This window comes from Polynucleobacter sp. JS-JIR-II-b4, assembly GCF_018687815.1.
Taxonomy (GTDB): domain Bacteria; phylum Pseudomonadota; class Gammaproteobacteria; order Burkholderiales; family Burkholderiaceae; genus Polynucleobacter.
Map to the genome: position 1 here is coordinate 524,008 of NZ_CP061306.1, position 26,409 is coordinate 550,416.

The 26,409-nt window shown below is 46.5% G+C and carries 25 protein-coding genes and 1 tRNA gene; 14 read left to right on the plus strand and 12 right to left on the minus strand.

Translation table 11 applies throughout. The features are described 5' to 3' along the window. The first annotated feature begins 9 nt into the window (after nucleotides 1-9). Genes iscA through fdx form a run of 4 tightly spaced genes read left to right on the plus strand, consistent with a single transcriptional unit; the run spans nucleotide 10 to nucleotide 3,129 of the window. The gene (iscA, locus tag ICV90_RS02685) at nucleotides 10-333 is read left to right on the plus strand and encodes an iron-sulfur cluster assembly protein IscA (RefSeq protein WP_215359479.1); all 324 of its coding nucleotides are present in this window, start codon (nucleotides 10-12) and stop codon (nucleotides 331-333) included. Then, nucleotides 311-838 (plus strand): Fe-S protein assembly co-chaperone HscB, encoded by a 528-nt coding sequence (gene hscB / locus ICV90_RS02690; RefSeq protein ID WP_323473302.1) that lies wholly within the window; start codon nucleotides 311-313, stop codon nucleotides 836-838. The genes iscA and hscB overlap by 23 nt, the downstream gene beginning before the upstream one ends. A 27-nt stretch (nucleotides 839-865) precedes the next feature. Then, nucleotides 866-2,731, plus strand: a complete 1,866-nt coding sequence (hscA, locus tag ICV90_RS02695) for a Fe-S protein assembly chaperone HscA (protein WP_215359483.1) — start codon at nucleotides 866-868, stop codon at nucleotides 2,729-2,731. A gap of 59 nt (nucleotides 2,732-2,790) precedes the next feature. Continuing rightward, nucleotides 2,791-3,129 carry an ISC system 2Fe-2S type ferredoxin gene (fdx, locus tag ICV90_RS02700; protein WP_215348652.1) on the plus strand — a complete coding sequence of 113 codons (339 nt, stop codon included), beginning with the start codon at nucleotides 2,791-2,793 and terminating at the stop codon, nucleotides 3,127-3,129. Between the two features lie 207 nt (nucleotides 3,130-3,336). Here fdx and ICV90_RS02705 read toward each other — a convergent pair whose 3' ends face one another. The 6 genes from ICV90_RS02705 to ICV90_RS02730 all read right to left on the minus strand — a co-directional run bounded on the left by ICV90_RS02705 (nucleotide 3,337) and on the right by ICV90_RS02730 (nucleotide 8,233). Then, nucleotides 3,337-4,680 carry a sulfate adenylyltransferase subunit 1 gene (locus ICV90_RS02705; RefSeq protein ID WP_371743865.1) on the minus strand — a complete coding sequence of 448 codons (1,344 nt, stop codon included), beginning with the start codon at nucleotides 4,678-4,680 and terminating at the stop codon, nucleotides 3,337-3,339. Further along, nucleotides 4,680-5,603 (minus strand): sulfate adenylyltransferase subunit CysD, encoded by a 924-nt coding sequence (gene cysD / locus ICV90_RS02710; protein ID WP_215359485.1) that lies wholly within the window; start codon nucleotides 5,601-5,603, stop codon nucleotides 4,680-4,682. The genes ICV90_RS02705 and cysD overlap by 1 nt, the downstream gene beginning before the upstream one ends. 41 nt (nucleotides 5,604-5,644) lie before the next feature. Next, nucleotides 5,645-6,373, minus strand: coding sequence for a phosphoadenylyl-sulfate reductase (locus ICV90_RS02715; protein ID WP_215359487.1), 729 nt, complete (start codon nucleotides 6,371-6,373; stop codon nucleotides 5,645-5,647). After that, a complete protein-coding gene (locus ICV90_RS02720) occupies nucleotides 6,370-7,164 on the minus strand; it encodes a sulfite exporter TauE/SafE family protein (RefSeq protein ID WP_215359489.1) in 795 nt (264 codons plus the stop codon). The genes ICV90_RS02715 and ICV90_RS02720 overlap by 4 nt, the downstream gene beginning before the upstream one ends. Before the next feature lie 15 nt (nucleotides 7,165-7,179). Next, nucleotides 7,180-7,344 carry a hypothetical protein gene (locus tag ICV90_RS02725; RefSeq protein ID WP_215360502.1) on the minus strand — a complete coding sequence of 55 codons (165 nt, stop codon included), beginning with the start codon at nucleotides 7,342-7,344 and terminating at the stop codon, nucleotides 7,180-7,182. Between the two features lie 112 nt (nucleotides 7,345-7,456). Next, nucleotides 7,457-8,233, minus strand: a complete 777-nt coding sequence (locus ICV90_RS02730; protein WP_215359491.1) for a ferredoxin--NADP reductase — start codon at nucleotides 8,231-8,233, stop codon at nucleotides 7,457-7,459. A gap of 168 nt (nucleotides 8,234-8,401) precedes the next feature. Between ICV90_RS02730 and ICV90_RS02735 the strand changes: the two genes are divergently transcribed. After that, nucleotides 8,402-8,878, plus strand: a complete 477-nt coding sequence (locus ICV90_RS02735; protein ID WP_215359493.1) for a disulfide bond formation protein B — start codon at nucleotides 8,402-8,404, stop codon at nucleotides 8,876-8,878. Between the two features lie 106 nt (nucleotides 8,879-8,984). Next, nucleotides 8,985-9,956 carry a cysteine synthase A gene (cysK, locus tag ICV90_RS02740; RefSeq protein ID WP_215359495.1) on the plus strand — a complete coding sequence of 324 codons (972 nt, stop codon included), beginning with the start codon at nucleotides 8,985-8,987 and terminating at the stop codon, nucleotides 9,954-9,956. A gap of 83 nt (nucleotides 9,957-10,039) precedes the next feature. Here the strand turns inward: cysK and lysS are convergent, their stop codons facing one another. The 4 genes from lysS to ICV90_RS02760 all read right to left on the minus strand — a co-directional run bounded on the left by lysS (nucleotide 10,040) and on the right by ICV90_RS02760 (nucleotide 15,510). After that, nucleotides 10,040-11,590: a lysine--tRNA ligase gene (lysS, locus tag ICV90_RS02745; protein WP_215359497.1), complete on the minus strand. Its 1,551-nt coding sequence runs from the start codon at nucleotides 11,588-11,590 to the stop codon at nucleotides 10,040-10,042. Nucleotides 11,591-11,621: 31 nt separating this feature from the next. Continuing rightward, a protein-coding gene (prfB, locus tag ICV90_RS02750; RefSeq protein ID WP_215359499.1) for a peptide chain release factor 2 occupies nucleotides 11,622-12,726 on the minus strand; the annotation gives its coding sequence in 2 pieces (ribosomal slippage) (nucleotides 11,622-12,653 and nucleotides 12,655-12,726; 1,104 coding nt in all). A 45-nt stretch (nucleotides 12,727-12,771) separates the two neighbouring features. Next, a complete protein-coding gene (recJ, locus tag ICV90_RS02755) occupies nucleotides 12,772-14,532 on the minus strand; it encodes a single-stranded-DNA-specific exonuclease RecJ (RefSeq protein ID WP_215359500.1) in 1,761 nt (586 codons plus the stop codon). An 18-nt stretch (nucleotides 14,533-14,550) separates the two neighbouring features. Continuing rightward, nucleotides 14,551-15,510, minus strand: coding sequence for a hypothetical protein (locus ICV90_RS02760; protein WP_251367772.1), 960 nt, complete (start codon nucleotides 15,508-15,510; stop codon nucleotides 14,551-14,553). Between the two features lie 67 nt (nucleotides 15,511-15,577). Here ICV90_RS02760 and ICV90_RS02765 point away from each other — a divergent pair, with 67 nt between their 5' ends. The 5 genes from ICV90_RS02765 to ICV90_RS02785 are packed head-to-tail and all read left to right on the plus strand — an operon-like array spanning nucleotide 15,578 to nucleotide 21,265. Then, the gene (locus tag ICV90_RS02765; protein ID WP_215359503.1) at nucleotides 15,578-16,840 is read left to right on the plus strand and encodes a lipoprotein-releasing ABC transporter permease subunit; all 1,263 of its coding nucleotides are present in this window, start codon (nucleotides 15,578-15,580) and stop codon (nucleotides 16,838-16,840) included. Continuing rightward, nucleotides 16,833-17,543: an ABC transporter ATP-binding protein gene (locus ICV90_RS02770; RefSeq protein ID WP_215359505.1), complete on the plus strand. Its 711-nt coding sequence runs from the start codon at nucleotides 16,833-16,835 to the stop codon at nucleotides 17,541-17,543. The genes ICV90_RS02765 and ICV90_RS02770 overlap by 8 nt, the downstream gene beginning before the upstream one ends. 11 nt (nucleotides 17,544-17,554) lie before the next feature. Further along, nucleotides 17,555-18,391, plus strand: coding sequence for a TatD family hydrolase (locus ICV90_RS02775; RefSeq protein WP_215360324.1), 837 nt, complete (start codon nucleotides 17,555-17,557; stop codon nucleotides 18,389-18,391). Nucleotides 18,392-18,446: 55 nt separating this feature from the next. Further along, entirely contained in the window at nucleotides 18,447-20,870 is a 2,424-nt protein-coding gene (locus ICV90_RS02780; RefSeq protein WP_215359506.1) for a DNA internalization-related competence protein ComEC/Rec2, read from the plus strand. Nucleotides 20,871-20,893: 23 nt separating this feature from the next. Then, on the plus strand, nucleotides 20,894-21,265 hold the full coding sequence (locus ICV90_RS02785) for a glycine zipper family protein (protein WP_215359508.1): 372 nt from the start codon (nucleotides 20,894-20,896) through the stop codon (nucleotides 21,263-21,265). Nucleotides 21,266-21,363: 98 nt separating this feature from the next. Here ICV90_RS02785 and ICV90_RS02790 read toward each other — a convergent pair. After that, nucleotides 21,364-21,440 (minus strand) — tRNA-Met (locus ICV90_RS02790). Nucleotides 21,441-21,595: 155 nt separating this feature from the next. Between ICV90_RS02790 and ICV90_RS02795 the strand changes: the two genes are divergently transcribed. Genes ICV90_RS02795 through radA form a run of 3 tightly spaced genes read left to right on the plus strand, consistent with a single transcriptional unit; the run spans nucleotide 21,596 to nucleotide 25,449 of the window. Beyond that, complete coding sequence (locus ICV90_RS02795; protein ID WP_215359510.1) at nucleotides 21,596-23,539, plus strand: potassium transporter Kup; 1,944 nt, start codon at nucleotides 21,596-21,598, stop codon at nucleotides 23,537-23,539. A 44-nt stretch (nucleotides 23,540-23,583) separates the two neighbouring features. Further along, on the plus strand, nucleotides 23,584-24,045 hold the full coding sequence (locus ICV90_RS02800) for a hypothetical protein (protein ID WP_251367773.1): 462 nt from the start codon (nucleotides 23,584-23,586) through the stop codon (nucleotides 24,043-24,045). Between the two features lie 39 nt (nucleotides 24,046-24,084). Further along, entirely contained in the window at nucleotides 24,085-25,449 is a 1,365-nt protein-coding gene (radA, locus tag ICV90_RS02805) for a DNA repair protein RadA (RefSeq protein ID WP_215359514.1), read from the plus strand. 24 nt (nucleotides 25,450-25,473) lie between these two features. On the opposite strand, the gene prmB is transcribed toward radA, so the two are convergent. Continuing rightward, nucleotides 25,474-26,370: a 50S ribosomal protein L3 N(5)-glutamine methyltransferase gene (gene prmB / locus ICV90_RS02810; RefSeq protein ID WP_215359516.1), complete on the minus strand. Its 897-nt coding sequence runs from the start codon at nucleotides 26,368-26,370 to the stop codon at nucleotides 25,474-25,476. Nucleotides 26,371-26,409 lie beyond the last annotated feature (39 nt).

Sequence of the window (26,409 nt, forward strand, 5' to 3'; positions counted from 1 at the left end):
TGGATAACTATGGCAATTACCTTAACTGATAAAGCAGCTGCGCACGTAAATCGCAACCTAGAAAAGCGCGGCAAAGGTTGTGGCTTGCGCTTGGGTGTGCGCACAACAGGTTGCTCCGGCTTGGCTTATCAACTTGAATATGTTGATGAACCTGCAGCTGAGGACCAGGTATTTGAGTCCAATGGCATTAAGGTATTTATAGATCCAAAAAGCTTGGCTTACTTGGACGGTACAGAGCTAGACTTTGTGCGTGAGGGTTTGAACGAGGGATTTAAGTTTCAAAATCCAAACGTAAAAGATGAGTGTGGTTGTGGCGAATCCTTCCGCGTCTGACGATTACTTCCGCTTCTTTGGTTTAAATCAGCAATTCAAAATCGATTTGCCTGCTCTAGAGCAGGCATACCTGGCGATTCAAAAAGAAGTGCACCCTGATCGCCATGCGCGTGGCAGTGATGCGGAGCAACGCCTTGCCATGCAGATGGCTACCCTTGCTAACACTGCTTTGCAAACATTGAAGAACCCAATCCAACGCGGCCTCTATATTTGCCAGCTTCATGGCGTGGATGCAAAATTAGAAACCAATACTGCAATGCCTGCCGCTTTTTTGATGAGGCAGATGGAGTGGCGTGAAAGTCTCGATGAACAAGCGGAAGATTTGCCCGCTTTAGAGGCTTTGATGGCCGAGGTAGAAGAATCAAAGGCAGATACCCTAGCTGAAATCGCCCAGGCTATTGATGGGGCTAAAAATTATCAGCGCGCAGCAGAATTGCTACGTGGTTTACTTTTCATTGATAAGTTTGCGGTTGAACTTGATGACACCATTGCGGCCTTAATCTAGTCTCAATCAAGCTAAACTCTATCTCCTATGGCCTTATTACAAATCTCTGAACCCGGTAAATCGTTAGCGCCCCATCAGCGCCGCATTGCCGTGGGCATTGATTTGGGAACTACGAATTCATTGGTAGCGATTGTGCGTGATGCCTTGCCTAAGGTCTTGCCAGATGCGCAGGGTAGAGAGCTACTTCCATCAGTCATCCGTTATCTGCCAAATGGCAGAACTCAAGCGGGCTTTGAGGCGCTTGAGAGCGTCGTAATTGATCCTAAGAACACGATTGTTTCCGTAAAGCGTTTCATGGGCCGTGGCTTGCTGGATGTGGAACATATTGAAAGTGCTCCCTATGACTTTGTTGATCAGCCAGGAATGCTTAAGCTGAGAACCGTTGCTGGCGATAAGAGTCCTATTGAAGTTTCCGCAGAAATTCTGGCGCGTTTACGTCAGTTGGCAGAAGATTCTGTCTCCGATGAAATCGTGGGAGCAGTAATTACTGTTCCCGCTTATTTTGATGATGCGCAACGTCAAGCCACAAAAGATGCTGCCAAGTTAGCAGGCATTGAAGTGCTGCGCTTACTGAATGAGCCTACAGCTGCCGCAATTGCTTATGGACTAGATAACGCCTCAGAAGGCGTCTATGCCGTCTATGACTTAGGTGGCGGAACATTTGATATCTCGATACTGCGTATGAGTCGCGGTGTCTTTGAAGTGCTTTCTACTGGTGGTGATTCCGCTTTAGGTGGTGATGACTTTGATCATCGTTTGTATTGTTGGGTAATTGAACAAGCCAAGCTTCCACCGCTATCGATTCATGATCATGCAACGCTCTTGCAGGCTTGTAAGCACGCCAAAGAGCAGTTGAGTCACAACCCTCTGGCGCGCGTTCATGAGACCCTTGCTGATGGCACGGTGGTCAATGTTGGCGTAAGCCAGGCACAGTTCTTTGAGATTACTCAGAATTTAGTAACCAAGACTTTGATGGCTTGTAAAAAAGCTTTGCGCGATGCAGGCTTAAAAGCCGAGGATGTTAAAGGCGTAGTAATGGTCGGTGGTTCAACACGTATGCCGAATGTACAGCGCGCAGTTGGTGAGCTCTTTGGCACACAGCCATTAAATAATTTAAATCCTGATCAGGTAGTCGCCTTAGGCGCTGCGATGCAAGCCGACCTGTTGGCCGGCAATCAAAGTAAAGATGATGAATGGTTGCTCTTGGACGTCATTCCGTTATCACTTGGTGTTGAAACCATGGGTGGCTTAGTAGAAAAAATCATTCCACGTAATACACCGATTCCAGTCGCTAGAGCACAGGATTTCACAACCTTTAAAGATGGTCAGACTGCGCTAGCAATACAAGTAGTCCAGGGTGAGCGTGAGTTGGCTCAAGACTGTCGGTCTTTAGGTAAGTTTGAGCTGCGCGGTATTCCGGCGATGGCCGCAGGTGCTGCGCGTATTCGAGTGACCTTCCAGGTGGATGCCGATGGATTGCTCTCAGTTAGCGCAACCGAGCAAGGCTCCGGCGTAAAAGCCTCGATTGATATCAAGCCTTCCTACGGTTTGACCGATGCCGAAATTACTCGCATGCTGCAAGATGGTTTTTCATCTGCAAAAGAAGATTTGCTTTCTAGATCATTGCGTGAAGAGCGGGTTAATGCACAGCGCCTTCTAGATGCGGTGCAGACCGCGCTTACAAGCGATCGTGCTTTATTGAGTGCAGATGAGCAGAAGGTCATTGATCAAGAGATGGCAACGCTTCAAAAGATCTTAAATGATGAAGCAGATAGCGCGGTGGTTCGTAAAGCAGTGGATCATGCAGCAAAAGCAACCGATGACTTTGCGCAAAAACGGATGAACGCTAGTATTCAGAAGGCTTTATCTGGCAAGAATGTTGCTGAGATTTAAAAATATATAACCCAAGAACGAATTCAAAAAATTCAAACTGAACCCAATAGAAAAGAATCATGACTCAAATCGTCGTACTACCGCATAGTGAGTATTGTCCTGAAGGCGCAGTGGTTGAGGTTGCTCCGGGCACGTCGATTTGTGAGGCTTTATTAGAGAATGACATTCCAATTGAACATGCTTGCGATATGGTGTGTGCTTGTACTACCTGCCACGTGATTGTGAAAGAGGGCTTTCAGAGTTTGAATCCTCCTGATGAGAATGAGGAAGATATGTTGGATCGTGCATGGGGGCTAAATCCTCAGTCTCGTTTGTCTTGCCAGGCTATTGTGGCAAAGCAGGATCTAGTGATTGAAATCCCCAAATACTCAATCAATCATGCCAAAGAGAACCATTAACGCACCAAAATGAAGCATTAATGCCTGCAATCATGCAAATGACACAAGTCAGAGGTTTCTAGAGGATTAATATGAATTCGTAGTTCATTCTTTAGGTAGTACCTCCAAAAAAATCTTTTAAGCCATCCTTCGGGGTGGCTTTTCTTTTTGGTAAATGAAAAGGCCCCGCATCGCGAGGCCTTTTGTTCCTTAATGCAGATTTAGCAATTACTGTGCTGTGGCCTCACGAATCATTCCGGCTGCCACTGTGTGATTGGTAGCTTCATCGATCAAGATAAAGGCACCAGTACGCTGGGATTGATCAAACAAGTCTGCAACAATTGGTTTTTGCAGAATGAAATCAACACGGCCAATCTCATTGGTGGAAAGTGCATGCACATCACTAGCTTGAGACAAGGTTTGAACATCTAAAACTTGTTGAATGTTCTTCACTTTTGCACTAACGGTATTGGTGGTGTGTCGTAAAGCATATTTACGACTCAATGAGAGTGGTTCGCTATCTAACCAGCATAAATCAGCAGAAAGTTGCTTGCTCAATACTGGTGGATGACTATCTTCAGCGCTAATAAATAAAGAGCCGCGCGATATATCAATATCTTCAGATAATTGAATAGCTACCGCTTGACCCGTTTCAGCAGATTCCACCGCATTGTTTCCATTGGTTTGCTTGTCGCTTGAGCGATTGCCTAAATAAATCTCGGTAACAGTTGCCTCAGAGCCGCTTGGCAGAACTTTAATCTTTTGGCCCTTGCGGATGCTGCCGGACTCTATTTCTCCAAGGTAGCCACGGAAGTCATCGGAAGCACTGCCATCTTGGCGTGCAACATACTGGACTGGGAAGCGGAGCGCTAGCTTTTCGGACTCGGGGCTGGTATCTAAACTCTCAAGCCACTCTAAAAGAGTAGGCCCTTTATACCAAGGTGTATTTTTGCTGGCAGTAACAACATTCGCGCCGAGCAAAGCTGAGATTGGAATCAAAGTTGGCTTTGGTAACCCAATTTTTTGAGTCAGATCTTCAATCGCAATCTTGATGGTATTGAAGACTTTCTCGTCAAACTCATATAAGTCCATCTTATTGACGGCAAATACCACATGACGCAGACCCAATAAATGCACAATCGCCGCATGACGTTTGGTTTGCGCCAATAGAGTGGCTGGAGTGGTGTTGAGATCAACGCGTGTTGCATCAACCAAAATGACTGCAACATCAGATTGAGATGCACCAGTTACTAAGTTGCGAGTGTATTGCTCGTGACCTGGAGCATCAGCAACAATAAATTTACGCTTTGGCGTAGAAAAGTAGCGGTAAGCCACATCAATCGTAATGCCTTGCTCGCGTTCAGCTTCTAAGCCATCGGTGAGGAGAGCCAAATCAACGCCTGCATCAGATGAGGTGACGCGTGCATGTTTCGTTTTGGAGAGTGACTCCAATTGGTCCACCAAAATGGATTTGGTGTCATAGAGTAAACGTCCAATTAAAGTGCTCTTGCCGTCATCTACGCTACCTGCAGTGATAAAGCGAACAACGTTTTGATTTTGATTGATAGTCATCAGAAGTAACCTTCTTTCTTGCGGCGCTCCATGGAGGCCTCATTAGTTTGGTCGTCCATACGGGTTGCACCGCGCTCAGTGATTTCGGTAATGGCGGTTTCGGCAATGATCTCTAGTGGAGTTGCAGCAGTGCTTAAGACTGGGCAGGTACAGCTGATATCACCAACGGTACGGAATCGAACACTCAGAACTTCACTAACATCCCCGGGTGCCTTAGGTGTTACATCCGTTACTGGAACGAGTAAGCTATTTTTCTTCACTACTTCACGCTGGTGTGTGTAGTAGATGCTTGGTAGCTCCAATTTCTCACGTGAGATGTATTGCCAGATATCGAGTTCTGTCCAGTTAGAAATTGGGAATACGCGCATGTTCTCGCCTTTGGCGATTCGGGCGTTATAGAGGTTCCAGAGTTCAGGGCGCTGAGCCTTAGGATCCCATTGGCCAAATTCATCGCGGAAGGAGAAGATACGCTCTTTAGCGCGGGCTTTTTCTTCATCGCGACGTGCACCACCCATCAGAGCATCAAATTCATGCTCTGCGATGGCTTCTAGCAAGGTAACGGCTTGAGCAGCATTGCGTGAATCTGTTTCTTTACGTAAACGTACAGTCCCCTTTTTGATGGAGTCTTCAACGTGACCCACAATCAACTTCACACCAGTTTTCTCTACAACAGCATCGCGATAGGCGATTACTTCTGGGTAGTTGTGGCCTGTATCAATATGCAAAATTGGGAAAGGCAATTTCACCGGGCGATCTCCAAATTGAAATGCCTTGCGCGCCAAATGGAACATCACAATGGAGTCTTTGCCGCCAGAAAACAGCATGGCCGGGTTAGAGCACTGGGCTACCACTTCACGAATGATGTAGATCGATTCGGCTTCAAGCCAATCTAAGTGATCATCAAGTAATTTTTGTTCTGACATTCTGTAAGTTATTTCTACTAAGTATTGATATTGAATTCGAATTATTTATTAACGTGCAAGCCACATTCTTTACTATCGCTTTGCAACCACCACCAGCGACCAGCGCGAATGTCCTCACCCTTCTTCACCTGACGGGTGCAGGGCTCGCAGCCAATGCTGGGGTAGCCCTTAAGGTGCAGAGGATGAATAGGAACGTTTTCTTGTTTGATATAGGCCCAGATATCAGCTTCAGTCCAATCGAACAGGGGGTTGAATTTGGCGATACCTCTTGCATCGTCCAACTCTTCTAAATTAAGTTCAGTGCGTGTAGTAGATTGTTCACGACGCTGGCCGGTGATCCATGCATCCGCACCAAGTAATGCGACATTAAGCGGTTTAATCTTGCGCGCGCCACAACAAGCCTTCTTGGGCTCTTCACCATCGTAAAAACCATTCATGCCATATTGCTCAATAAAAGCTTGAACATCGCCTTCTTGAGGGTAGACCTTTTCAATCGAAACGCTATAGCGATCTTCAGTGGTCTTCACCATATCTACAGTCTCTTGGTGTAAGCGACCGGTCGCTAATGTAAATAACTTAATCTTGGCGCCAGCCTTAGCAATAGCATCGGTAACCACCATGTCTTCTGCAGCGAGGCTGGTTGCAAAGCGAACATCAGAGAAGCGTGAGGAAATGTCAGCTAAACGCTGCTTTAAAACGGCAGACTTTTCGGCAAGCTCCGCAGGAGTAAGGGTGCTTAATGGAGTGGACCAAAATTCTGGAGTAATCATGATGAAACTAACTTGATTCCAACCAAAAATAGGGTTACGGCAAGGGTATTTCTAGTTGTTCGCTCTGAAAGAGTGCTTGAGAGTCTTGCGCCCAGCCAGATGGCGGGAACGGATCCCAGCAAGAGGCCAAAAAGCAAGTCAAAGTGAACATTACCAAGCCACCAATGCCCTATTCCAGCAAGAGCAGTAAGAGGAACGGCATAGGCAATATCGGTACCAGCCACTTCTGCAGGTTTGAGATGTGGATACAGAATCAATATCAAGGTTGCGCCAATTGCACCTGCACCGATTGAGGATACTGTTACTAGAACGCCAATTACAGCACCTACAACAATGGTTGCTGCTTTTAAGTTTGAGCCGCTGGGTAAAAAATTTGGGTTTGCTTGAACCCATTTCAAGATCTTTGCTCTAAACAGTAACGAAACAGCAGTTAATAGAACGGAAACGCCAATGGAGATGCTAATAAAGTGATTAAAGTTTTTTGAAACGGGGCCAATGATCTTTAGTGCCAATATAGAAATAATGGCAGTAGTAATGCTGCCAATGCAAAGTAATTTGACGATATCCCAGCGTACGTTCCCATGTAGGCGGTGTGCTGCAGTACCAAAGCCTTTTGTAATAGCAGCAAATGCCAAATCAGTTCCGACCGCCGTTTTTGGAGCGACGCCAAAAATAATTGTTAACAAAGGAGTCATCAACGATCCTCCGCCAACGCCTGTCATTCCAACCAGCAAACCCACTAAGGCGCCAGAAATAATAAATTGGGAAGAGTCTTGAAAAAATTGCAACATGATCTATATCCCTAATTAGGCGAATGACTGCTCAAACTCTTCGAGTTTGATGGCGTTCATGAGAAATAGAATTTGACGCTGAAAGCTTTTGCGCTCTGCGACCTTTTCGTGGGGGAGTCGGTCATGCTCACGCAATAATTGGGTGATTACAGGGTTGTAATGCTCTCGAACGGGGGACATCAAAATTCCTTGGTAAATATCTCGTTAAGGCGAATTTACCAAGCCGCCTATATATCCACAAGGAATATATAGCGATATCTAAATGACTTTTAGATATATAGAACTAAACTGATTATTTTTCTACGAATGCGCGTTCAAAGACATAGTCACCCATTTGACCAAGGCTTGGTGAGACTTTAAAGCCTTTGGCATCAAGCATCTCAGAGGTTTCTTTTAGCATAGAAGGGCTACCGCAAATCATGGCGCGATCCACTGCTGGATCAAGCGGTGGCAAGCCAATATCTTTAAAGAGTTGACCAGATTCAATCGCAGTAGTGAGGCGGCCTGTGTGTTTGAAAGCCTCACGTGTCACTGTTGGGTAATAGATGAGTTTTTCACGAATGAGCTCGCCCAAGAATTCATCTTGAGTGAGTTCATCGCGAATGTAATCTGCATAAGCTAACTCGCTTACTAGACGCACTCCATGAATCAACACAACCTTCTCGAACTTTTCATAAGTCTCTGGATCACGAATGATGCTCATAAAGGGGGCTAGGCCAGTACCGGTACTAAACAAGTAAAGATGCTTACCTGGATTTAAGTCATCCAACACCAGGGTGCCAACAGACTTCTCGCTGACGAGAATCGGATCGCCAACCTGAATCTTCTGTAGGCGTGAAGTTAAAGGACCATCTTGAACCTTGATACTTAAAAACTCGAGATGCTCTTCATAGTTTGGGCTGGCAACGCTATAAGCACGAACCAATGGCTTACCTTCAACTTCTAGACCAATCATCAAGAAGTGACCGCTACGAAAGCGTAAGCCTTTGTTGCGAGTAGTAGTAAAGCTAAATAGAGTGTCGTTCCAGTGGTGAACGGTGAGGACTGTTTCGGTGTTGTATGCGGCCATAAAAGCGTATTAATTAGGTGATAGCAAAAGGGTGATTATCCCATTCTTAGGGCGCTAAATTGAGGCTAATCCCTCAAAAAATAGGACTCTGTAGTGATATAGATCAGACTTTTAGTAATAAAGAAGCGACTTACTAGCTCAGTTATGCCTATTAGCTATCATCTAGATATGAAAAAAAGCCATTACTTACTTTTATCGCTTCTAAGCTTTGGCTTGGTGGCGTTTGCTGTTGTTCTTCAGCAGGTAGGGTATCAGGGGGTCAGTTTTTTGCCATGCCCACTCTGTGTTTTGCAAAGAGTGGGTTATTTAGGTGTCGCTATTTCATGTCTTTTAGCTGCCGGCATTCCTCCGTTGAGAAAGTGGTTTCATAGTCTGGCAATATTAGCTGCTGGATATGGGGTGGCAGTAGCCGGGCATCATGTTTGGCTTTTATCTCATCCAAGTGAATCTTGTGGAATAGACCCTTTAGAAACCTGGATTAATCAGTTTCAATTTGTACAAAACCTACCTTGGTTATTTAAGGCAGACGGCTTATGTTCTGCAAAGCTCCCAGCTATTTTGGGTCTGCAAGTTCCGGAATGGTCCTTGTTATGGTTTGTGGCGCTCACACTAGTATTGTTGGTAACCTTTTTTAAGAAACCCTAATCTATAGACGCTGAGATTGTTAGTAAATAACAATTACATCTTTTACAAGTCCCGCCTTAACCCATAAGATCTCTATCAAACCCATTTTTTGCACTAAGGAATATTGATGACTTACTTTGCTGATAACTCACTAACCATTGGTAAGACACCATTGGTGCGTCTTAACCGCGTAACCGACGGTGCAAAGGCGACCGTTCTGGCCAAGATTGAAGGCCGCAATCCTGCTTATTCGGTTAAGTGCCGTATTGGCGTTGCGATGATTAATGATGCTCAAGAAAAAGGGCTCTTAGGTCCTGGTAAAGAGCTTGTTGAGCCTACCAGTGGTAATACCGGTATTGCTTTGGCCTTCGTGGCGGCAACTCGTGGTATTCCGCTGACGCTCACCATGCCGGAGACTATGAGTATGGAGCGTCGTAAGTTACTCACGGCTTTGGGTGCCAAGATTGTGTTGACCGAAGGCCCCAAGGGTATGAATGGCGCAGTTGCTAAAGCGAAAGAGATAGCTGAATCTGACTCTAAATATGTTTTGCTTCAGCAATTTAGTAATCCATCCAATCCGGCGATTCATGAAAAGACAACTGGCCCAGAAATTTGGGAAGACACCGATGGCAAGATTGATGTGTTTGTTGCCGGCGTAGGAACTGGTGGAACAATCTCTGGTGTTGCTCGTTACATTAAGAACGTTAAGAAAAAGAATATTGAAGTGGTTGCGGTTGAGCCAACTACTAGTCCTGTGATCACACAGAAGTTAAATGGCGAAGAAATTAAACCTGCCCCACATAAGATTCAAGGTATTGGCGCTGGGTTTATTCCGGATAACCTCGATTTATCGGTGGTGGATAAGGTGGAGCAAGTCAGCAACGAAGAAGCAATTGAGTTTGCCCGCCGTATTGCCAAGGAAGAGGGTATTTTGGTGGGCATTTCCTGTGGTGCAGCTGCTGCAGTAGCGGTACGTCTGGCTAAGAAGCCTGAGTACGCTGGAAAAACCATCGTGGTGGTTCTACCTGATACTGCTGAGCGTTACTTGAGCTCTGCCTTATTCGAGGGAGTGTTCGATGAAAAAGGTTTGCCAGCATAAGCGCCGTTATAAGCACAGCTACTTTTAAATAGGTTGGCAATAAAAAAGGCACCCTAGGGTGCCTTTTGATATTTCGAGAATGCTTACTCTTCTTCGCGACGCAAATGCGGAAAGAGAATCACATCACGAATGTTGGGTGCATCAGTAAGTAGCATTACTAAGCGATCGATACCAATGCCGCAGCCGCCAGTTGGAGGCATGCCGTACTCGAGGGCGCGGATGAAGTCATGGTCAAAGTACATCGCTTCTTCGTCGCCCGCTTCTTTTTGCTCTACTTGCTTGCGGAAGCGATTTGCTTGGTCTTCCGCATCGTTTAATTCTGAGAAACCATTAGCGATTTCGCGACCGGTGATAAAGAGCTCAAAACGCTCAGTAATGCCTGGGCGGGTATCGGACTCTCTAGCGAGTGGGCTGACTTCGATTGGGTAATCAATGATGTAAGTTGGCTCCCACAGATGTTCTTCAGCAACCAATTCAAAGAGGGCGAGTTGGAGTGCACCAATGCCGGCATTCTTAAGGGTAGGGGCATCTGGATTTTCGCCGCCCTTTTTCAATTCAGCGCGAATGAAGTTGATGTCATCCAATTGAGCGGCTTCATAGTTCTTGCCTGACTGACCGCAGTACTTGAGGATTGCCTCCGTAATAGTCAAACGCTGGAATGGTTTGCTCAGATCGAGTTCGCGACCTTGATGTGTCAATACCGCAGTACCTTGGGCATCAATAGCTGCCGCACGAATCAAGCCTTCTGTGAAATCCATTAGCCAACGATAGTCTGTATATGCCGCATAAAACTCCATCATTGTGAATTCTGGATTGTGACGTGGGCTTACACCTTCGTTGCGGAAGTTGCGATTGATTTCAAAGACACGCTCAAAACCACCAACCACTAAACGCTTGAGATAGAGCTCAGGTGCAATACGCAAGAACATTTGCATATCAAGTGCGTTATGGTGAGTGATGAACGGCTTAGCTGCTGCGCCACCAGGAATCGGATGGAGCATCGGTGTTTCCACTTCCATGAAGTCGGCATCCAACATATGGCGACGTAAGGATGCGATTGCGTTACTACGTGCCTTGAAGGTATTGCGACTTTCTGGATTAACAATGAGGTCCACATAACGCTGGCGATACTTAGTCTCTAAGTCTGATAGACCGTGGAACTTATCTGGTAATGGGCGCAATGACTTACTAAGGAGGCGCAAGTTGCTGCACTCAACAGACAGCTCGCCTTTATTGGTCTTGAACAGGTTACCTTCAGCAGAGATAAAGTCACCCATATCCCAATGCTTAAAGGCGCCATGCACATCAGCACCGCTAAGTTCGTCATTGATGTAGAACTGAATCTGGCCACTACGGTCTTGAATGGTTGCGAAGCTTGCTTTACCCATCACACGCTTAAGTACCATACGTCCAGCTACTTTGACGTGAACTTTCTTGGCGGCTAATTCTTCTTTAGTAAGACTGTCATAGTGAGCATGTAAATCTGCTGCCAAATGTGTTGGCACAAAATCATTTGGGAATGCGACTCCGCCAGCACGAAGCTTGGCAAGTTTTTCACGGCGCTCTGCAATGATGTGATTCTCATCAACTACTTCAGTAGCTGGGGCTGTGTCTAAATTGGTTTTATCGTTCATATCTATAGTGACGCGGTAATGGGTGTTAGTTTTATACGCCTTGTTTCAGGCTAGCTTCAATAAAGGCATCGAGATCGCCATCCAATACTTTTTGGGTATTCGAAATCTCAACGTTAGTTCGTAAATCTTTAATACGGCTTTGATCCAATACATAGGAGCGGATTTGATGACCCCAGCCCACATCAGTCTTGCTGGCTTCTAGTTTGTCCTGCTCAGCGCGACGCTTTTGTATCTCGTGTTCGTAGAGACGTGACTTAAGCATGCTCATTGCTTCAGCGCGGTTACGGTGTTGACTGCGGTCATTCTGACACTGCACCACAATCCCAGTGGGGATGTGGGTTAAACGAACTGCAGAGTCGGTTTTATTAATGTGCTGACCACCCGCACCAGAGGCGCGGTAGGTGTCGGTGCGAATATCGGCTGGATTAACGTCGATCTCAATTGAGTCATCAATCTCTGGGTAGACGTAGATAGAGGCAAATGAAGTATGGCGTCCATTTGAAGAGTCAAAAGGTGATTTACGTACTAAGCGGTGCACACCAGTTTCTGAGCGGAGGTGGCCGTAAGCATATTCACCATCCACTTTAATGGTTGCACTCTTAATGCCAGCAACGTCACCATCAGATTCTTCAAGAATTTCAGTTTTATAGCCTTTGCGTTCGCAATACTTGAGGTATTGACGATAGAGCATGCTGGCCCAGTCGCAGGCTTCAGTACCGCCAGCGCCTGCTTGAATATCAATAAAGCAATTGCACGAGTCCATCTCATTGTGGAACATGCGGCGGAACTCGAGGTCGCCAACAATCTTGCTGTAGTTCTCAACATCCTGCTCGATAGCAGCGATTGTTTCAAAATCGCTTTCTTCTTTAGCCATGTCAAACAGCTCAAGAGCGCTAGTAATGTTGGTATTGAGATCAGTAAGAGTGGCAACTACGCCATCGAGCAATTTCTTTTCTTTGCCGAGTGCTTGTGCTTTCTTTTGATCATCCCAAATCGTGGGATCTTCCAGAATTGAATTAACTTCAGTAAGGCGACGTGACTTTACTTCGAAGTCAAAGATACCCCCGAAGAGCTTGCTCACGAGTGAGCAGGTCGGACAAGGTATTTGAAATAGTGTTTAGTTGTTCAGCTTCCATCCCCTAATTATAAGGGGGTTATTGTCCCGAACCCTTAGGCGATGCTCAGTTGCCAGGACCCTCATCATGGGCTTCAATCATCAGCTGCACGCGGGCTTGACCTTGGTAGCGGTCAGTCACGAGGCGGTAGGCCAGCCTGGCTTTGGCGGGCAGGCTTTGTGTGCGGTTAAACCAAACAGCGGTGATTGGTTTATTGCTCGCTTTGAGCTCAGAATCGCCGATCGGGCGGACCATGAGACGCAAATGCTTTTCTTTCATGAGGCTTTGCTGGGCAATCTCAAATTCCCCATAGAAAACCGGCTGAGGGAAGCCTTGGCCCCAGATTTCTTCGGCTAGTAAGTCACCAATTTCAGGGGTGAATTCAGAAAGCTCCAATGCGCCGTCATGTGCATGGCGACGTTCAAGTAATTCATCTGTGAGTAGACTGCTCGCTACTTCCTGAAAGCAGGTATCAAACTTTTCAAAATCACTTTTACGTATGGTTAAGCCTGCAGCCATTGCATGACCGCCAAATTTGAGAATGAGCCCAGGCTCACGTTTAGAAACAAGATCTAAAGCATCTCTCAAATGAAAGCCAGTGAGTGAACGACCGGAGCCCCGTAATTCTTCGCCCGTGCTGCCATCGGCAGGCGCAAACACAATCGCTGGACGATTGAAGCGTTCCTTTAAGCGTGAAGCAACAATACCAACGACTCCTTGATGCCACTCTGGATTCCATAAGCAAATACTGGTGCGCTCTGCCATAGTGCCCGCTAATTGATCTTCAGCAAGATGAGAGAGGGCGGTTTCCTGCATGCCTGTTTCAATTACACGGCGTTCGCGATTAATGCGGTCGAGTTCGTGAGCTAAATTTAAGGCTTCATCAGCGTTATCAGTAAGAAGTAAGCGAATACCTAAGGTCATATCCGCTAGACGCCCAGCAGCATTGAGTCTGGGGCCAATCGCAAAACCTAAATCAAATGTATTAGCCTTGCGTGGATCTCGGGTTGCCGCCTGAAACAGCGCTTGAATACCGGGCTGTGAGATACCTGCGCGAATGCGTTTTAAACCATTGGAAACTAATACGCGATTATTGCGATCAAGTTGAGCAACGTCCGCAACTGTTCCTAAAGCAACGAGGTCGAGAAGATTTTCTACCTTAGGCTGAGTCTCATTAGTAAATTTTCCGCGCTTACGAAGTTCTGCACGCAATGCAACGAGCATATAAAACATCACGCCAACACCAGCAAGTGCTTTACTAGGAAAGCTGCAGCCTGGTTGATTGGGATTAACGATTGCTAAAGCCTTGGGTAAGCTATCTCCGGGCAGGTGATGGTCGGTCACAATGACTTCCATTCCTAACTCACGGGCGCGATCAACACCAGCTTCACTGGCAATCCCGTTATCTACGGTAATGAGGTATTTCGGTTTTGGGTTTTGTTGTGCAGCTAGCTCCACTACCTCTGGCGTCAGACCATAGCCCATCGTGAAGCGGTTTGGAACTAGAAACTGAATTGGGGTCTCAGGCCCGCCCAGCATGCGTAAGCCCCGTACGCCAACGGCGCAGGCAGTCGCACCATCGCAGTCGTAGTCCGCAACGATGAGCATTGGCTCTTTTTTCTCCAGAATATCTGCAAGCAGTGTTGCCGTGCTGATGCAATTTTTGAGCTCAACAGGTGAAAGTAGTTGCTTTAAATCGAGCGAGAGTTCTTCAGGAGATTGCAGACCCCTTGCGGCATAGAGTCGAGCTAGTAATGGATGTAATCCACTCTGTGCTAACCAAGTGGCAGTGCGTTCTGAGAAAGGGCGTTGAGAAAATAGACTCATATAAAGCTCATGCACCACTCATAGCTGAGTAATTTCTTTCCAAGTTAGTAGCTCTGCTTTTTTCCAGAAGGCCCAAGATTTTTTGGAAAGGTTTTTAGCGGTAAATGTTCGCTCACGCACTTTACCTTTTGGAAAGTCGATGATGACTACTTCATCTAGCTGTTTATCAAGCAGGGCTGCGCTTAATTGTGGCCAAGCCAGTTGAGGCTGCTCCAGCCACGCAAAGGCGCCGACTAAGTTTTTCTCATCTAAAGTGATTTCATGGGGAAGGCTTAATAGCTTTGCCAGGCCAGCTAGCATAGGATGCGGGCCAAAGAGGCGCTGCGATTGCTTTAATGGTGTTGGCACTTGCACATCATTGAGTTTGCCAATGCCGCTAATCCAAAGTGAGTTAATGCTGGGCATTCCACGCTCTGCTCGTTCTTCATTAACCGAACCAATATGCCAAAGCATTTGGATTTCATTTTGAAGTTTTCGCCATCGTTTGGCGATACCTTCTTCTTTGGAATCGCGTGGCATCCACCAGTCAATATTACGACCATGGGCTTGATCAACGCTGTAACTTTCTAAGCTCGCAAAAGGTCCTGCAGGAATAAACCAATAGTGTTGATTCTGAAATAAAACAACACTCTGAAAATCTTCTTCGATAAAAGGAAGGGCTGCGTTAAGAAGTTCGGATGACTCTTTTTCCGTCAGATCAATCTGACTTTGTCCCATCAAAATGAGGTGATCACGTGTGGCATGCAGATGAACTGGCTGTAGGCAGGCAATTATTTCATTTGGGTTGACTGCTAGATTGGATTGCCCCAGAAGTAAAACGGGGGCAAGCGGCACCTTTTCTCCCAGCAGAAAACGTTCATGAGGAAGTCCTTGCTGAGGGCTATCTCTGGTTTCAAGCTCATCTAAGGCATCTTCCCCAGATAGCATCAGGGTAAAGCGGCGCGGCAAAGCTCTAGAAGGGGTGGAATTGACAGTCATTCCCCTGATTTTAGGTGGCATTTGGGTAATCCGCCCGCATGCCTGTGTGATTCACTAAACTGTGAGTATGTTGAGACTTCCTATTGAGCTAGAAATTGGCCTGCGCTACACCCGATCTAAGCGTCGCAAGACGGTAGGTAAGCGCGATGGCTTCCTTTCCTTTATTTCTGGTATTTCCACTGCGGGCATCGCTTTAGGCGTTGCCTCGCTAATTGTGGTGCTTTCTGTCATGAATGGCTTTCAGAAGGAGGTACGTGATCGCATGTTGTCCGTCCTTTCTCATGTGGAAATCATTTCTCCAGATGGGTTGGTAAATTGGGAGCCGCTGGCACTGAAAGTGGCGCAGCAACCACACGTCGTTGGTGTAGCACCAATGGTGAGTTCACAAGGTTTGTTAAGTCGCGACAACATGATGCGTGGCGTATCTATTCGGGGCATCTTACCAAGTGAGGAAGGCAGGGTTTCCGATCTGCCTAAACAATTTGTTGCGGGAAGTATTGAAGACTTAAAGCCTGGAAGCTTTGGTGTTGCCCTAGGAGCACAACTTGCTGCGATTGTTGGCGCACACGTTGGCGATCGCATTAACTTGATTGTTCCTGAAAGTGACTTAACGCCAGCGGGTGCAATGCCGCGTATGCGTACGCTTCAGGTAGTGGGCATTGTCGATAGCGGTCATTATGAATACGACAGTTCTTTAGCCATCATGCATTGGAAAGATGCTGCAGCCTTACTGCGCTTGCGTGACCCGTCTGGCCTACGTGTCAAGGTGGATGATATGCAGCGGGCCCCTGAGGTTGCTAATGAGTTAGCGGCAATTGTTCCTCAGGCACTTTGGGTGACTGATTGGTCAAGATCAAATCGCAATTGGTTTGCCGCTGTTCAGACCGAAAAGAAAATGATGTTCATCATTTTGACTTTGATTATTGCGGTGGCTGCTTTTAACTTGGTCTCTACCTTGGTGATGACAGTCAATGAGAAACAGGCTGACATAGCGATTCTGAGAACGATGGGTGCGAGCCCTGGACTCATTCAGAGAATATTTTTAATTCAGGGGCTGGCAATTGGTTTATTAGGCTCTTTAGCTGGAGTGCTGCTGGGTTTATTGATTGCACTCAACATTGATGTGATTGTTCCAGTGATTGAAGCGATCTTCCGTGTGCAGTTTTTGCCACGTGAGGTGTATTTCATTAGTGAGTTGCCATCCGACGTGAGGGCAAATGACGTGCTGACAGTGGGTTTAATGGCTTTTGGCCTCTCAGTATTAGCTACGCTGTATCCAAGTCGTCGTGCCGCCAAGGTGCAACCAGCGGAGGCCTTGCGCTATGAGTAACTTAGATACGAATAATTTAGATAAGTTAGTGCTTAAGGCCAGAGGCCTTGCTAAGACTTATGGTCAAGGACCTACTGCGGTTGAGGTTCTGAAAGCGATTGATTTGGATGTAGCTCCCTCAGAAAAGGTGGCTATTGTTGGGTCATCTGGATCCGGCAAGAGCACCTTACTTCATTTATTAGGCGGCCTAGATAGTCCAAGCGCTGGTTCAGTCATCTTGGCTGGCTCTAATTTGAGTGACTTGCCAGTCAAAAAATTGGATCAACTACGCAACCATATTCTTGGCTTTATTTATCAGTTTCATCACCTCTTGGATGAATTTAGTGCTGCAGAAAATGTAGCATTGCCTTTACGTATCCGTGGCCTTAGTAATGATGAGTCTATGGAGCGTGCTAGCAATATGCTTAAAGCAGTAGGCTTGGCTGCACGCGAGTTGCATACTCCTGGCGAGCTCTCCGGCGGAGAGCGTCAGCGTGTTGCGGTAGCCCGCGCCTTAGTTGGTAATCCAGCTTGCGTTCTAGCGGATGAGCCAACGGGTAACCTCGATACTGAAACTGCCGATGGTGTATTTGATTTGATGCTTGATATCGCTCGTGATCAAGGTACCGCCTTTGTGATCGTGACGCATGATCCAATTCGCGCTAAACGTTGTGATCGTATTTTGCATTTAGAGCGTGGAGTATTAAAGACATTTTCAGCATGAGTGGACATCCCATGTGGATCGATACCCATTGCCATCTAGATGCTCCTGAGTTTGAAGGCTCGCTGGATGCAGTTATCCAAAGAGCTTCAGATAAGTACGTCAAGGCTATTCTGTTGCCGGCTGTAAAAGCGGCAGACTGCGCTTCCGTCAAAGCACTATCTCATCAATACAGTCAGCAAATTCCTGGCCTGGTCTACACCCTCGGAATACATCCGCTATATACCAATCAAGCGCAAGAAGGTGACATCCAAATCCTGGAGAATCATATTGTTGATTCACTTTCTGACTCTCGCTTTGTTGGTGTTGGTGAAATTGGCCTAGATTATTTTGTAGAAGACTTAGATCCCCATCGGCAAGAATACTTTTTCAATGCGCAATTAGATTTGGCCCAGAAATACCAGCTACCCGTAATCTTGCATGTTCGTAGATCGCAAGATGCCATTCTGAAAGCGTTGCGTCGTCGTAATATCCCCAGTGGAATAGCGCATGCTTTTAATGGCAGCTTTCAGCAGGCAGAGCAATTTATCGAGCTTGGTTTTAAGTTAGGCTTTGGTGGTGCAGCGACTTATGAGCGTGCGCTGCAAATCCGTAGGCTACTTAAAGAGTTGCCGCTCGATAGCATCGTTACCGAAACAGATTCGCCGGATATCCCGCCAGCATGGCTCAGGGGAGAAGGCATTGTATTTAATGAGCCTGCTTTTCTACCTCGGGTTGTCAAGGAGCTTGCCTTAGTTCGAGGCATTAGTGATGCTGAGTTTGCTTCAGCCGTATGGCGTAACGCCATGCAAGTATTGCCGCGTTGGTCTGCATTATGCGCAGACATTCCTAGCCACAACCTAGCCCCTTAATTAATTGCGCTTAGCTATTGCGGCGTTTATCGCCGGGGGATCGCTCCTTTTCTTTTTGCCGAAAGTTCCCGAATATTGGTTATATGCCTGCATAGCTACAGCTGTAGTGTGTTTATTCACAATTTGTTTTTCTCGTAACTATGGCATTTCTAAAAAACTGGCAATCATTGGCTTGCTGTTTACGATGGGCTTTGCATGGAATGCGCGCTATGCCGAAAATCGCCTAGAGAATATTCTTCTTATAGACCTAGAGGGTAAAGAATTTTCTCTTGAGGGTAGGGTAGCTGCACTACCGCAAAGTAATTCATCTGGTGCCAAGTTTGCATTTGAGGTGGATCGTGCTAGCGCGGGTAGAGAAAATCTTGATCGCTTTCCAAAGCGTATTTATTTAAGTTGGCAGCCCGCCTGGAGAAATCCTCAAGACATTCCCGAAGTCATTCCTGGTCAGCGTTGGAGGTTTAAGGCAAAGCTCAAGCGACCCTATGGCTCTCTAAACCCTCATACGTTTGATTTTGAGCGCTGGTCTTTTCATCAAGACTTTGGCTCTAGTGGTTCAGTCCGATCGGGTGAGTTATTGATCGATAGAGATATTGCTTGGGATGAGTTTGAATTGCGTATGGAGCTTGCGCGCTGGCACTTGCGCAAAAAGATACGGTCAATGTTGTCGGAGGATGCGAGATATGTAGGTGTATTGATTGCATTGGTGATGGGGGATCAAAATGCGATTAATCAAGATGACTGGCAAGTATTTAATGCAACAGGAATTGGACATCTCATTTCAATATCGGGACTACATGTAACCATGTTGGCAGGTATTGGTGCTTCATTAGCTGCTTTTATTTGGCGTCGGCGTACATGGCCCCTCATTGCGCCAGTGAGCAAGGTAGCGGCGGTATCGGGATTTGCGACAGCATTTATTTATGCGTGGTTAGCGGGTTTTCAGATTCCGGCACAAAGAACAATGTATATGGTTGGCGTAGTGGCATTTGCATTGTGGACCGGCAGAAATCCAAGATCTTTTGATATTTGGTGGTGGGCCTTAGCTTTTGTATTGTTGATTGATCCAATGGCTCCCTATACACCAGGCTTTTGGTTATCTTTTGGCGCAGTGGCTGCCATCCTTTATGCCATGGGCGACTCCTCTGGCTTATTGGGCATCCCCAATGGGAAAGAGCTGGAAGTGCATTGGATGCAGCGCATGTCGCATGCTTTGCGAGAGGCATGCCGTGTACAAACCGTTGTTACATTGGCATTGTTACCGTTTACTTTATTTTGGTTTTATCAAGTCTCCATTGTTTCGCCATTGGCTAATGCATTTGCTATTCCGCTAGTGAGTTATATCGTGACGCCACTCGCAATCGCTGGAGCCTTGCTCCCTGAATTTATTGGACGTTGGTTGTTATTGCCGGCTCATGCATCCATGGAATATCTGGCTGCCATCCTGGAGTGGATGGCGGGCTGGAGTTGGTCGGTAATTTGGTCAAGGCAACCAGCGTGGTGGATGTTGGTGATATCTGGGTGTGGAATTGTGTATGCCATTCGCCCTGGTGATATTGGTGAAACATGGAAGTGGAGATTGCTTGCCATCACCTTATTAGTGCCTTTATTTGTTTGGCCAACTCAACTCAATTCAACTCTTAATCAAGGGGAATTTAGGGCGATTGTTTTGGATATTGGACAAGGCACTGCAGTACTTATTGAAACTGCCAATAGAAGATTGCTCTATGACACGGGGCCCATTCAAGGCAAGAAAGATGATGCAGGGCAACGAGTGATTCTTCCTTATTTACGTGGACGAGGAATCGATCGCATTGATCGCATGGTGATCAGTCATAGTGATAGCGATCACATTGGCGGTGCTGCAAGCTTGCTAAAACAGATTCAGTTTGATTCTATGATGGGTTCATTACCCAGTACCAATCCGCTGCTCCAGAATTTGCAAGCAAGGAAAATACCCGCTATCCCATGTCGTTTTGGTCAGCGCTGGGAGTGGGATGGTGTGGAATTTGTAATTTGGCATCCCCATGAAGAAACTATATTTGCCGATCAATACCCTGGTAAACCCAACGAGATGAGTTGCGTACTTGAGGTGCGCAATCAGCAAAGCTCCCTTTGGTTAACAGGCGATGTTGAGAGGCAGGGTGAAGCTGAAATTACTGAGCGCTTAGATGAAAAAATGTTGCAAGAAATTGGCGCCAGGGAGTTGATTTTTATGTCACCACATCATGGCAGCAAAACATCCTCTTCTTTGGCGCTTCTAAAGCAACTAGAGCCCAATCAGGCATTTGTCCAAAATGGCTATCGTAATCGCTATGGCCATCCACATCCAGATGTGACGGCACGTTATCGAGGTCTTGGAATTCCGTTTTATCAGACTCCAGAAACAGGTGCCCAGACTTGGTTGTTTAAAAATAACGCAAAGTCTTCGACACAGTTTTTGAGGCATGATATAAAACGACTATGGCATCGGTTGATGTGAAATTGAGGGAAAGGATTCTGCAAATGAATAAGCTACTTACTCTATGTACTCTGGTTGTCGCCATCACAGTTGGTTGCGCCGGTGCGAACGTGCGCCCCCTGGTGGACATGAAGGGTGTCAATGAGTCTGCATATGAAAAGGATTTAAGTGAGTGCCAGGCTTATGCCCAACAACAATCGGGTATGGGTGAGACTGCTGCTAAGGGTGCTGGTGCTGGAGCAGTGGTGGGTGGCTTGTTGGGACTTGTCACTGGCGGGAATAAAACGGGCATTGTGCAGGCCGCTGGTGCAGGTGCTGTGATTGGCGGTGCTGGCGGTGCTTTTACCGGTAATCAAGCACAAGAGGCTGTTGTAAAGAGGTGTTTGAGTGGTCGTGGATACAGGGTTTTGAACTAAACCCACTCGGAAATAGCTAAAAAGCCCGAGAAATCGGGCTTTTTTAATTCCCAGAAAAGCAAAAAGCCCTTAAAAATAAGGGCTTAGAGCATCAATCTTGGTTGCGGGGGCAGGATTTGAACCTACGACCTTCGGGTTATGAGCCCGACGAGCTGCCAGACTGCTCCACCCCGCGTCTGAAGCTGAAATTCTACCATTTTTTGGGGGTCTCTGTCGAGGTATTCATGCAAATAACGCATAAATAAGGCGTTTTATTGAAGAAATTCTCGTTTTAATGAGTGCCGGCAAGGAGTAACATATTGCCACGCAACATCACGTTAAGGCTTATTAATGTCAGTTAGCAATCCAGAGTTTTCAGAGTCATCCTTACTAAGGCCCGTAGAGATTTCTCGAGAGGACCATCCGCATAAGAAGGGTGCCTCTATCTCTCTTATGTTCGCGGCGATTGGCGTGGTCTTTGGCGATATTGGTACCAGCCCTCTATATGCATTAAAAGAATGTTTTAGCCCTGAGCATGGCATCCCCTTTTCTCCTGATGCAGTTTATGGCGTTATCTCAATGGTGTTTTGGGCTTTTGCGATTGTGGTTTCACTGAAGTATGTTTTATTCGTGATGCGCGCAAACAATCATGGCGAGGGCGGTATTTTGGCTCTGATGGCACTTGCATTAAGAACTGCGCCTGCAAATTCAAAGCGTTCCTTGTTGATCATCATGGCCGGTGTATTTGGCGCATGCATGTTCTACGGCGACGCAATCATCACCCCTGCGATTTCAGTTTTATCTGCGGTTGAAGGTCTTGAAGTGATATCAAGCGACTTAACCCGTTTTGTCATACCAATCACGATTTTTATTTTGGTGATTCTCTTTTTTATTCAGAAGACAGGCACCGATCTAGTGGGAAAGCTATTTGGTCCAATCATGATGGTCTGGTTTATTGCTATCGGGCTCATGGGCGTGCATCAAGTCATTCAGAACCCTGCTATTTTTGCAGCCATTAATCCACTGCATGCTATTCAATTCTTAATTGAACATTCCTTGCAGGGCTTTATTGTTTTGGGTGCAGTCTTCTTGGTATTGACTGGTGCTGAAGCTCTGTATGCTGATATGGGTCACTTTGGACTTAAGCCAATACGTATGGGTTGGTTTTTTATTGTGATGCCTTGTTTGCTCTTGAACTATTTCGGTCAGGGGGCAATGTTCTTAAGTAACCCTGAAACCATCACTAATCCATTCTTTTTGATGGTGCCCGAATTTTTAGTATTTCCTTTGGTTATATTGGCTACAGCGGCAACGGTTATTGCCTCTCAAGCAGTGATCTCAGGCGCTTTTTCAATGACGAGCCAAGCAATTTTGTTGGGCTTTGTACCGCGCATGAAGATTCGCCATACATCTGATAGAGAAATTGGCCAGATCTATATGCCGCTTGTGAATTGGGTGCTGTTGGTTCTCGTTATCGCCGTTGTTTTAGCATTTAAAAAGTCTGAGAACCTGGCGGCTGCCTACGGTATCGCGGTTACTACCACCATGATTGTGACTACATTCTTGGCGGCAATCGTCATGCGTGTGGTGTGGCGCTGGAATACTCTCTTTGTAACCTTAGTAATAAGCGCATTCTTGATTGTGGACTTGGCTTTCTTGACGGCTAATCTTTTAAAGATCATGGAAGGTGGATGGTTCCCATTACTTTTGGGTGCTGTTTGCTTCATGTTCTTAATGACTTGGTTCCAAGGGCGCAAGATACTGCGTCAAAATGCCATGAACAATGGTATTGAGCTAAAGAGTTTCATCGATTCATTGATGATGCATCCTCCGCATCGCGTAGAGGGCACAGCCATATTCTTGACGGCACACGTAGATTATTTGCCGGTCTCATTCCTGCACAACCTTAAACATAACCATGTACTGCATGAGAGGGTATTTTTCTTAAAGGTCAGTATTTGGGATGTGCCTTACGTAAAAGATAGTGAGCGTATTACTTTGCGTGACCTTGGTAATGGCATTTATGTAGTTCGTGCTGTGTATGGATTTAATGAAACCCCAGATATGGGACAGATTATTGAGTTGATTGAGAAGTCATCCGATCTAAAGTTTGATTTGATGAATACCTCATTCTTCTTATCGCGTGACACGATTGTTTCTACCGAGATTCCGGGGATGGCCTTGTGGCGTGAAAAATTATTCTGCTGGATGTATCAAAATGCTGGACGTCAGTCGGATTTCTTCAAGATTCCTGCAAATCGTTTGGTTGAATTAGGCGCAAAGGTCGAGATTTGAGAAATAGTCTCTCTCTTCGCTCAAAGATATTCATTTCAATATTTTTGTTGGTCACTTCCTTGAGTGGGGTTGCGTTAGCTACTCCCGCGGAAGAGGCTGAGCTCGAGCAATTAGATAGGATTGAGCAAGAGTTAGAGCTTCAGCGCGAGTGGTCTAAGTATCGCTGGGGTAAAGCATCTTCTGAGTGCTACCAAAATTATTGGGTTAATAGTTGTATTAAGGATGCGCGAGCCCAATATCGAAAAGAAATCGATCCTATTCGTGAGCAAGAGGTGGCTTTGCATGAAGTGCAGCGCAAACTACGTGAAAGCCTCAAGAATCAAGAAGATATTAAGCGTGCAGCCGAGCGTGCTTCACCAGAAAAAGCTGCTGAGCGAGAGGCTAACCAGCGAGAGTATGAGCAAAAGCAAAAAGATGCAGCAGCAAGAGCGGCAGACTTAGAGCAGCGTCGTAAGGATGCCCCTAAGCGCGCTCAAGAAAATAAAGCGGGCACACAGCTCGATTAATTTTTCTCCAATTTACTTTTTTATTTAATTAGGCAATCCTTGGCTAAAGTCAAAACGGTTTATATCTGCCAGTCATGTGGCGGCACTTCTGCTAAATGGCAGGGACAATGCCCATCTTGTCAGGCTTGGAATACCTTAGAAGAAGGTTTACCAGAAACCACTTCTAATTCTCGTTTTCAGGGTTTGGCGCAATCTCTACCAAGACAAAAGTTATCTGCGATTACTGCAGAGGATTTACCTAGATTTAGTACGGGTGTTGAAGAGTTTGATCGGGTGCTCGGCGGAGGCTTGGTGCCGGGTGGTGTTGTGTTACTCGGCGGCGATCCCGGCATTGGCAAATCCACATTGCTATTACAGGCCTTGGCTGAGATGAGTGCTGCTGGTATGAACGTGCTCTATAGCAGCGGTGAAGAGTCTGCTGCGCAAATTGCATTACGTGCAAAACGGATTGCACTGGATGCCCCGCAACTTGAAGTGCTAGCAGAGATCCAATTAGAAAAGCTCATTTCTATTATGGATACCGTCAAGCCACAAGTATTGGTGGTGGATTCGATCCAGACTTTGTATTCAGAAGTGTTGAGTTCCGCTCCAGGCTCAGTGGCTCAGGTGCGTGAATGTGCTGCGCAATTAACTAGAGCCGCAAAATCCAGTGGAATCTGCGTATTGATGGTCGGCCACGTCACTAAAGACGGACATTTGGCTGGCCCTCGAGTGCTCGAGCATATTGTGGATACCGTTTTGTATTTTGAGGGCGACACCCATTCTTCTTTCCGTCTAGTGCGCTCCATTAAGAATCGTTTTGGTGCAGTCAATGAGTTGGGTGTATTTGCGATGACCGAGAAGGGTCTTCGTGGCGTTACTAATCCTTCCGCAATATTCTTGTCGCAACACGAGCAAATGGTTCCAGGTGCCTGCGTATTGGTTACGCAAGAAGGCAGCAGACCTCTCTTGGTTGAAATTCAAGCGCTAGTTGATACGGCGCACGTGCCAAATCCACGTCGCTTAGCCGTTGGTTTGGAGCAGGCACGTCTAGCAATGCTCTTGGCTGTTTTGCACCGCCATGCTGGCGTCGCTTGTTTTGATCAAGATGTTTTCTTAAATGCTGTTGGTGGCGTCAAAATTTCTGAGCCTGCTGCTGACTTAGCTGTTTTGCTAGCCATACAGTCTTCAATTCGTAATCGTGCATTGCCAAAAGAGTTGATAGTCTTTGGTGAGGTTGGTTTGGCGGGAGAGATTCGTCCTTGTCCGCGCGGTCAAGAGCGCTTGAAAGAGGCGGCTAAGTTAGGCTTTACAGTAGCCATCATTCCGAAGGCAAATATGCCCAAGACCAAGATTCCAGGGTTGAAAGTAATTCCGGTGGAGCGAATTGATCAGGCAATCGCAGCTGCGGCCGAACTGAGTTAATTTCTTAGCTAAGTTTTCACTTGCTTAGCGCAAGTCTTCAGCTTGAATCAGCAAGACTTGCTCTTCGCCGGCAGATACTTCCATCCAGATTGCTGGAATTTGCGGGAAAGCCTTTTTGAAGTTCTCATACTCATTGCCAATCTCAAGCAAGATAGCGCCACGCTCGGATAGGTAGTCTGGCGCTGAAGCAATGATGCGTCTAATGATATCCATGCCATCGTCACCACCAGCCAAGGCAAGTTCTGGCTCAGCATGATATTCCGCTGGTAATGCATTCATTGAAGTGGCATTTACATATGGTGGGTTGCAGATGATGAGATCAAAGAGGTTATCTTCATTAGGTTCTGGCAATGCATCCCAAAGATCGCCATTCAATAGCTCAACTTGAGAGTTCAGGCTATGACGATCCACGTTGCGTGCCGCTACGGACAGTGCAGGCATGCTGATATCGCAAGCACTCACATGAATATCTGGACATGAAAGAGCTAGGAGAATAGCTAAGGAACCGTTGCCGGTACAAAGATCCAGTGCTTTGCCATCAGCTGGTAGCCAAGGCTCTAGCGAGCCATCAACAATAAGCTCTGCAATCCAAGAGCGAGGAACAATGCTTTGCTCGCTGCAGAAAAAAGGCACGCCCATGAGCCAGGCTTCACCTAGGATGTATGCAAGTGGCTTGCGAGTAGAGATTCTGATATCTGCAACGACTGCTGCTTGTTGTTGGAGCTCTGCTGAAATAGTGTCATCTAAGTGATCAAGAGCTTCTGTAGGGCTGAGATCAAGTTGTTTGCTGACAAGCCACAAGGCTTCGCTTTGCGCATCAATTGCCCCATGGCCGTAATGCAGATTAGCTGCGTCAAGCTTTTGTGCAATCTGATCGATGCACTGGTTAACTGTAATTTGTTGCTGAGGCTCAGGGTCCATGATGGAAGAGGTCTTTTGAGAAAAGGGCGGCACGCAATT